This is a genomic window from Rhodococcus sp. ENV425 (genome assembly GCF_002887785.1).
GTDB lineage: Bacteria > Actinomycetota > Actinomycetes > Mycobacteriales > Mycobacteriaceae > Rhodococcus > Rhodococcus aetherivorans.
The window spans coordinates 18,315-25,650 of sequence record NZ_PCZU01000308.1 but is presented as its reverse complement, the minus strand read 5'-3'; the positions used below and the strand labels follow the sequence as shown (position 1 = coordinate 25,650).

At 71.2% G+C, this 7,336-nt stretch carries 6 protein-coding genes; 2 read left to right on the top strand and 4 right to left on the bottom strand.

What is annotated here, in order from left to right; translation table 11 throughout:
* Nucleotides 1-15: 15 nt before the first annotated feature.
* The gene (locus tag CQZ88_RS29060; RefSeq protein WP_050035902.1) at nt 16-633 is read right to left on the bottom strand and encodes a TetR/AcrR family transcriptional regulator; all 618 of its coding nucleotides are present in this window, start codon (nt 631-633) and stop codon (nt 16-18) included.
* A gap of 92 nt (nt 634-725) precedes the next feature.
* Between CQZ88_RS29060 and CQZ88_RS29055 the strand changes: the two genes are divergently transcribed.
* A complete protein-coding gene (locus CQZ88_RS29055) occupies nt 726-2,075 on the top strand; it encodes a cytochrome P450 (protein ID WP_043798673.1) in 1,350 nt (449 codons plus the stop codon).
* A gap of 1 nt (nt 2,076) precedes the next feature.
* Here CQZ88_RS29055 and CQZ88_RS29050 read toward each other — a convergent pair whose 3' ends face one another.
* Together CQZ88_RS29050 and CQZ88_RS29045 are read right to left on the bottom strand one after the other, a co-directional pair.
* A complete protein-coding gene (locus CQZ88_RS29050; RefSeq protein ID WP_102800646.1) occupies nt 2,077-3,294 on the bottom strand; it encodes an FAD/NAD(P)-binding oxidoreductase in 1,218 nt (405 codons plus the stop codon).
* Nucleotides 3,295-3,540: 246 nt separating this feature from the next.
* Nucleotides 3,541-5,658 carry a thiamine pyrophosphate-dependent enzyme gene (locus CQZ88_RS29045; RefSeq protein ID WP_029546024.1) on the bottom strand — a complete coding sequence of 706 codons (2,118 nt, stop codon included), beginning with the start codon at nt 5,656-5,658 and terminating at the stop codon, nt 3,541-3,543.
* Nucleotides 5,659-5,789: 131 nt separating this feature from the next.
* On the opposite strand from CQZ88_RS29045, the gene CQZ88_RS29040 reads away from it, so the two are divergent.
* Nucleotides 5,790-6,764 carry a hypothetical protein gene (locus CQZ88_RS29040; RefSeq protein ID WP_102800645.1) on the top strand — a complete coding sequence of 325 codons (975 nt, stop codon included), beginning with the start codon at nt 5,790-5,792 and terminating at the stop codon, nt 6,762-6,764.
* A gap of 10 nt (nt 6,765-6,774) precedes the next feature.
* Here the strand turns inward: CQZ88_RS29040 and CQZ88_RS29035 are convergent.
* On the bottom strand, nt 6,775-7,336 hold a 562-nt coding region (locus CQZ88_RS29035; protein WP_258008876.1), incomplete at its 5' end, for an HNH endonuclease family protein.

The following is a 7,336-nucleotide window of genomic DNA, read 5'->3' as shown; positions in this document are numbered from 1 at the left end:
AGCGCGACGACAGCCTCAGCGGTGGGCGGTGAACGTGTACTGGCGAGTCGCCGCCTCCACGATCTGATCGGGGGTCACGTCGATCTCGCCGCCGAGCCACGCGGTCATGAGCTCGGCGAGGCCCCCGACGAACAGCAGCGCGGCGATCTGGTCGTGGGGCGGCTGCAGCGCGCGGTCGCCCCACAGCTCGCGGGATTCGATCGCGACGAGGTCCGCGAACTGGCGCAGCAGTTCCCGGCGACGGGTGCGCACGGGCCCGGCGGCCGCGGACTCGACGACGGCGACCCGGCCCTTGCGCGGATCGTCGGTGAGGACCGCGACGAACGCGGCGATGGCGGCGCGGGCCCGCTCCTCGGGGCCGCGCTCGGATTCGGCGAGTGCCGTCAGCGCGCGCTCGCGGATCTCGTCGGCGATCCGCTCGACGACGCACACGAGCAGCTCGTCCCGGCCGGAGAAGCTCTCGTAGAAGTACCGCTCGGTGAGCCCGGCCTCCTGGCAGATCGCGGTCATGGTGGCACGGTCACCGCCCTCGCGGCCGAACACCGTCAGGCCGGCCGCGAGCAACTGCTCACGGCGGTCGGCGGTGCGCTGCTCGGCGCTCTTTCCGCGGTACTGACGACTGGGCCTGCCCATAGTCGAATCTTGACAGATCGCCGCCTGTGATCCACGCTACTGTCAATTGACAGAGCTTCATGTCAGATACGGTCCGACGAATCGGAGACCTCATGACGAAAGTGCTCGCGCCCTCCCCGCCCGGCCTGACCGCGGTACCCGGGGACGCCGGCCTGCCCTACGTCGGGTACGCCCTCGACTACATGCGCAACCCGCTGAGGGCCTACGACCGGCGATACCGCGAACACGGGCCGGTGTCCTGGTTCCGGTTCGCGGGCCGGCCCTGGGTGGTGCTGCTCGGACCCGACGCCTGCGGCGCCGCGCTGCAGAACCGCGACCGGGCCCTCGCGAACGGTCCGGGCTGGCGGACCCTCATCGGCCCGTTCTTCGACCGCGGCCTGATGCTGCTCGACGGCGACGAGCACCGCACGCACCGCCGGATCATGCAGCAGGCCTTCACCCGGGACCGCCTGGCCCGCTACACGGACTCGATGCAGCCCGCGATCGCACAGGCCCTCGACTCGTGGACACCGAGCGAGGATTTCCGCGCCTACCCGGCACTGAAGGACCTCACCCTCGGGCTCGCCACGTCGATCTTCATGGGCGGTGCCGAGGGATCGTCGGCCACCGAGATGGCCGAGGTGAACAAGGCGTTCATCGGGTGCGTGCAGGCGGCCACGGCGATCGTGCGCTATCCCCTGCCCGGAACCCGCTGGCGCCGTGGCGTGGTGGGCCGCCGCCGGCTCGAGGAGTTCTTCCGGCGTTACCTGCCGGCCCGTCGCGCCGGTGACGGCGACGACCTGTTCACCGCGCTGTGTCACGTGGAATCCGAGGACGGCGAGCGATTCTCGGACGAGGACGTCGTCAACCACATGATCTTCCTGATGATGGCTGCGCACGACACCTCGACCATCACGCTGTCCACCGTGCTGCAGTACCTCGGCCAGTTCCCCCAGTGGCAGCAACTGTGCCGGGAGGAGTCGCAGGCACTCGGTACGACGAGCCCGACCCTGGCGGACCTCGAATCGCTCACGAGCCTGGACCTGGTGATCAAGGAGTGCCAGCGGATCGTGACCCCGGTACCCGGCATCGTCCGGTACACCACCGCCGACACCGAGATCCTGGGCCACTTCGTGCCGCGCGGCACCCTGATCAACGTCGGGCTGCACTACAGCCACCACATGCCCGAGTTGTGGCCGGAACCGGAGAAGTTCGATCCCGGTCGCTTCGCACCGGAACGACGTGAGGACCGCGTGCACAAGTTCGCGTGGACGCCGTTCGGCGCCGGAGAGCACCGCTGCCTGGGCATGTACTTCTCCGGCGCCGAGATCAAGACGGTGCTGCACCACCTGCTGCTCGGGTACCGGTGGCACGTTCCGTCCGATTACGTTGCGCCGCTGAACTTCACGTCACTTCCGTACCCGTCGGACGGGCAACCGATCGCGCTGCGCCGCCTCCGGTGACTCAGACGCGGCCCTTGACCATCCCGTGCCAGTACATGGCCGGCAGGCCGTAGCGCTTGAGCAGCCACATGTCGCGGCGATCCTTGGTGGTGTCGATGACCGGGATGCTCGGAGAGGGGTTGAGCTCGTAGTCGAACTCCGCGAGCATCATCCTGTCCCGGGCGGTGACGAACGGGCAGGACGAGTACCCGTCGTAGCTCTTGCGCTTGCCGACGCCGCGCATCTCGGCGACCAGGTTGGCGACGAGAACGGGCGCCTGCTTGCGGACCGCCGCGCCGGTCTTCGACGTCGGCAGGTCCGCGACGTCACCGAGTGCGAACACGTTGGGATACCGGCGGTGCTGGAGCGTGTGCTTGTCGACCTCGACGTAGCCGAAGGGACTCGCCGGGTTGGCGAGCGGGCTCGCCGCGACCCAGCCGGGCGCGCGCTGCGGGGGCACGGCGTGGAGCATGTCGAACCCGACGACCTCCTCGGTGCCGGTGGCGTTGTTCACGATCGTCGCCTTGCGCGACGATCCGTCGAGCGCGGTCATCTCCGAGCTCAGGCGCACCTCGATGCCGTACTTCGCGGCGACCCCCTCGAGGGTCTGCCGCCAGGACGGGATGCCGAACATCGAGTCGCCGGGCAGGACGAGCATGACGCGGATCCCGTCCAGCAGGCCCTGCCGCCGCCAGTAGTCGGAGGCGATGTAGGCGATCTTCTGCGGCGCGCCGGCACACTTGATGGGGCCGGCGGGCTGGGTGAAGATCGCCGTGCCGGAGCGCATGTTCCGGATCAGCTCCCACGTGTAGGGGGCGTACTGCGAGGAGTAGTTGCTCGAGACGGCACCGTGCCCGACGGCCTCGGCGAGGCCCGGCACGCCGTCCCAGTCGAGTTGCAGGCCGGTGGCCAGCACAAGGTAGTCGTAGCCGACGACGGTCCCGCGCTCGGTCGTGACGGTCTGCGCGTCGGGGTCGACGGCGGTCGCGGCGGCCCGGATCCACCGGACGCCCTTGGGGATCAGCTTCTCCTCGGCTCGGCGGGTCTCGTCCAGCGACGCCTGTCCGCCGCCGACGAGCGTCCACAGGGGCTGGTACCAGTGCTCATCGGAGGGCTCGATCACCGCGATGTCGGTGACGCCGGCCCGGCGCAGGCGCGCAGCGGTCGCGATTCCGGCCGTGCCACCTCCGACGACGAGTACTCGATGTCGCGCGGCACCGTTGCCTGAATGGAGCGACATGTGAACAGTCCTTTCCGTCCGTGACGCAGGCGCGGACGCGGGCTGGGCCTCCACGCCCCTTGATACCCGGTGGGGTATTCAACGATGACTGTAGACCCGGGCCCGGGACTCTTCAAGTACCCCTCCGGGTATTCCTGCCCGGTGAATGTCCCCGCTTCCCGGGACCTTCGTCCCTGCCGGGGCGGGGCGCGAGGCCGTCGAGCAGCGCGACGGCGGCGACCCGGAGACGACCGCGACCGCGCGCCGCTACTCCGTCGCCGCGCTGACGACGTCGTCCTCGGACAGCAGCACCTCGGCCGCCGCCGGGCCGAGCGGCACGAAACTGTCGCGGCTGGTGACCCGCGAGATCCGGCCCCGGTAGCCCGCGTCCACCAGTGCGGTGACCACCGCCTCCGACACCCCGCCGCTGCGCCGCGTCTCGTCCACCACCAGCACGCGCGGGAAGGACTGCGCGCACGCCAGCAGTTCCGCCAGCGGCAGCGGCGCCAGCCACTGCAGGTCCAGCACGGCGGCCTCCACGCCGCGCGCCGACAGCCGACGGGCCGCGCGCAGGCTCATCCGGACGCCGTTGCCGAACGTCACGATGAGCACGTCGTCGCCCGTACCGTACACCCGCACCGAGCCCGGCTGTACCGCAACGGAATCGGGCGGCTCCTGCCACAGCCCGTCGCCCTCGTCGTACAGGTCGCGCTCGTGGTACAGCGCGATCGGCTCGAGGAACACGCACACCCGGCCCTCACTGCGCGCGAGGTGCACGCAGCTGCGCAGCAGCGCCCCCGCAACCGACGGACGGCTCGGCACCGCGAGCACCAGACCGGGAATGTCGCGCAGCACCGCGACGGAGTTGTCGTTGTGGAAGTGCCCACCGAAGCCGCGCTGGTAGGCGAGGCCGGCGATGCGCACCACCATCGGGTTGCGGAAGCGGCCGTCGGAGAAGAACATCAGACTCGCCGCCTCGCCGCGCAACTGGTCCTCGGCGTTGTGCAGGTAGGCCAGGTATTGGATCTCCGGAATCGGCAGCAGGCCCGCCACCGCGAAACCCAGTGCCGTACCGAGGATCGTCTGCTCGTCCAGGATCGTGTCGAAGACGCGGTGCGGCCCGAATCGGCGGAGCAGACCGCGCGTGAGCCCGTACACCCCGCCCTTGTCCGCCACGTCCTCACCGAACACGAACGACTCCGGTATCGCCTCGAGAATCCCTGTGAGCGCGGCGTTCACCGCCTGGGCGAGCGTGCGGGGCTCCGGCGACGGGAGCCCCGGCTCGTCCGGAACCCGCCGGCGACCGTGCGCGTGCAGCGGCCGCATCACCTCGGCGGCCGATACCAGCCGCGGGGCGGTCGCGAGCGCCTCCATCTCGGCGGCGACGACGGAACGCATCTCCTCGTATCGTTCGAGAATCCTTGCGGAGGAAAGTGTTCCGCGGTCGACCAGAGTACGCGCGGTGGCCAGCAACGGATCCCGGACGTAGTCGGCGGCGATCTCCTCGCGGGTGCGGTACGCGGTCTCGGCGTCGGAGCCGGCGTGGCCGAGGAACCGCACCGTCTTCAGGTGCAGCACGGCCGGTGCGCGGGAGGTGCGGACGGCGACGAGCAGGTCCGCGACGGCGGTGAGCACGCCGACCGGGTCCGCGCCGTCGGCCGCGCGGTAGCTCACCCCCGGATACGACGAGAGGGTGCGTTCCGCCCAGCCCTCCGGCGTCCGGACGCTGATGCCGAACCCGTTGTCCTCGCACACGAACAGCAGCGGCAGCGGCAGCCCCCGGTACGCGCAGTAGGCGGCCGCGTTGAGCGCCCCGACCGCGGTGGAATGGTTCGCCGAGGCGTCCCCGAAGCTGCACAGCACCACCGAGTCCGCGGGCCACGGGCACTGCAGGCCCAGCCGGGCCGCGCGGGCGAGGGCGAACGCCGTCCCCACCGCGCGCGGCAGATGGGAGGCGATCGTCGAGGTCTGCGGGAGAATGTTCAACTCGGCGTTGCCGAACACCTTGTGCCGGCCGCCGGAGATCGGGTCCAGCGTCGAGGCGGTGCAGCCGGCGAGCACGTCCCGCACCGGCGTCGTGCCCGGCACCCGGGCCGCCCGCGCGGCATAGAAGGCCCCCGACCGGTAGTGCAGCAGTGCCGGATCGGTGACCCGGGACAGCAGGCCCAGGGCGGCGTTCGCCTCGTGCCCGGCCGAGCCGATGGTGTAGAACCCGGCACCGCGCCGCTGCATCTCCCGGGCCGCGAAGTCGAGGTGACGGGACTGCAGTTGGGCGTCGAAACAGCGCAGCACCAGCTCGTCCGGTACCTGTCCGGCCACGGCACGGCCGGCGCTCCAGCCGCGGACGGTGGCGGTGAAGTACTCGTCGAGCGGCTCGGCCGTCATCGCGCTTCCCCACACCCTCGCAGGTCCTGCCCAATACTGTGTACCGGCACAGTACCGCCCGGTCCCGGTCGGCGCGGGTCGCCCCGCCCGGCCGCACATGCAGACCGGGACCGAACGGAAGGAACACCGAGATGTCCACCCGCCTCACCGACGGGGAACTCGTCGACCGGTACCTGCACGCCGTCCTCGTCCACCTGCCGCGGTCCCGGCGCGACGACGTGGCCGCCGAACTGCGCCGGCGCATCGACGACGCCGCCGCCGACCGCGACGTGCGTGAGGTGCTCGCCGGCCTCGGCTCCCCGGAGGATCTCGCCCGCACCTACCGGGGCGCCCCGCGGCACCTGATCGGTCCCCGGCTCTACGACACCTACCTACGGGTGCTGTGGCCCGTCGTCGGGGTCGTGGCGGCGGTGCTCGGCGGACTGACCCTGCTCGGCGCCCTGACCGAGGCCACCGCTCCCGCGGCCCCACCCCTCGACACCGCCGACGTCGTGTGGGACGCGATCGACGCGGCCCTGACCGGCGGTGTGTACGCCGCATTCTGGGTGACCGTCGTCTTCGCGGTGCTCGAGCGCACCGCGCCCGCCGGCACGGACCTCGGCCGGTGGGACCCGGACGACCTCCCGGCGGTGCCGCACGGCCGGGAGATCCCCGTCGGCGAGGCGGTCGCGGAACTGGTGTTCGCGGTGGTCGTGCTGATCGGGGTGGCGAGCCTGTCCCCGTCGCTCGCGCCGTCGTTCTTCGGTGCCGGGTACGAAGCCCTCGACCCCAGCTTCACCGACCGGCTGGTGCCGGCGATGATGGCCGTCGCGGCGCTGTGGGTGGTCTCGGCGAGCGTGGCGCTGGTCGTGCGCAGCTGGACGACGGCCGTCACCGCGCTGTCGGTGGTCTCCGATCTGCTCGCCATCGCGGTGGCCACGGCCGTGCTCGTGCACCGGCCGTACTTCTCGCCGCAGTTCCTTTCCGACCTGCGCGAGCGCACGGGCTCCGACCTGACGGCTCAGCTGAACCTGGCGGTCGGCATCGTGTGCATCGTGGTGATCGTCGCCTCGGCGGTCGGGGTGGTGACGGCGGTCCGCAAGCACCTCGCGCACCGCCGCGCCTGAGGCCCGGCCGTCAGCAGGTGGCCAGGACGCTGGCCATCGCGTCCCTCTCGTCCGGCGTGATCCACAGGCCGTACTCCGCCTTCACCTCGATCTGCCGGGAGACGTAGGTGCAGCGGTACTCCGAGTTCGGGGGCAGCCACTGCGCCGCGTCCTTGTCGCCCTTGCCCTGGTTCGTGGGCCCATCGACGGCCTGCAGGTTCCGGGGATCGTTCGCGAGGTTCTTGCGGGCCTGCGCATCGAGCAGCCGCGCACCCTTCTGCCACGCGTCCGACAGGGCGACGACGTGATCGATCTGCACCGCCGACGACGTGTCGACGCCGCGCCGGAAGTAAATCTCCCGCCCCGTGTACGGGTCGTACAGGGTCCCCGCCTCGACGGTGCACTCCTTCGTCACCGGCGCCAGCTTGATGTTCACGAGATCCCGCTTCAGGACGTCGTTGCGCGTGTCGCAGCCGTTGCGCCCGCCCGCGACGGTCACGTCGTCGGTCCATGCCGGCCCGAACAGGGCGCGGTCGTAACCGCCGGACGGGTCCGGTTCCCGCACGGCGAGGCTCTTCAGCAGTTCGACCGCC

Bases quoted from the DNA above. Each gene is read 5' to 3' on its own strand.
- CQZ88_RS29060 (WP_050035902.1), bottom strand. From the start codon at position 633: ATGGGCAGGCCCAGTCGTCAGTACCGCGGAAAGAGCGCCGAGCAGCGC.
- CQZ88_RS29055 (WP_043798673.1), top strand. From the start codon at position 726: ATGACGAAAGTGCTCGCGCCCTCCCCGCCCGGCCTGACCGCGGTACCC.
- CQZ88_RS29050 (WP_102800646.1), bottom strand. From the start codon at position 3,294: ATGTCGCTCCATTCAGGCAACGGTGCCGCGCGACATCGAGTACTCGTC.
- CQZ88_RS29045 (WP_029546024.1), bottom strand. From the start codon at position 5,658: ATGACGGCCGAGCCGCTCGACGAGTACTTCACCGCCACCGTCCGCGGC.
- CQZ88_RS29040 (WP_102800645.1), top strand. From the start codon at position 5,790: ATGTCCACCCGCCTCACCGACGGGGAACTCGTCGACCGGTACCTGCAC.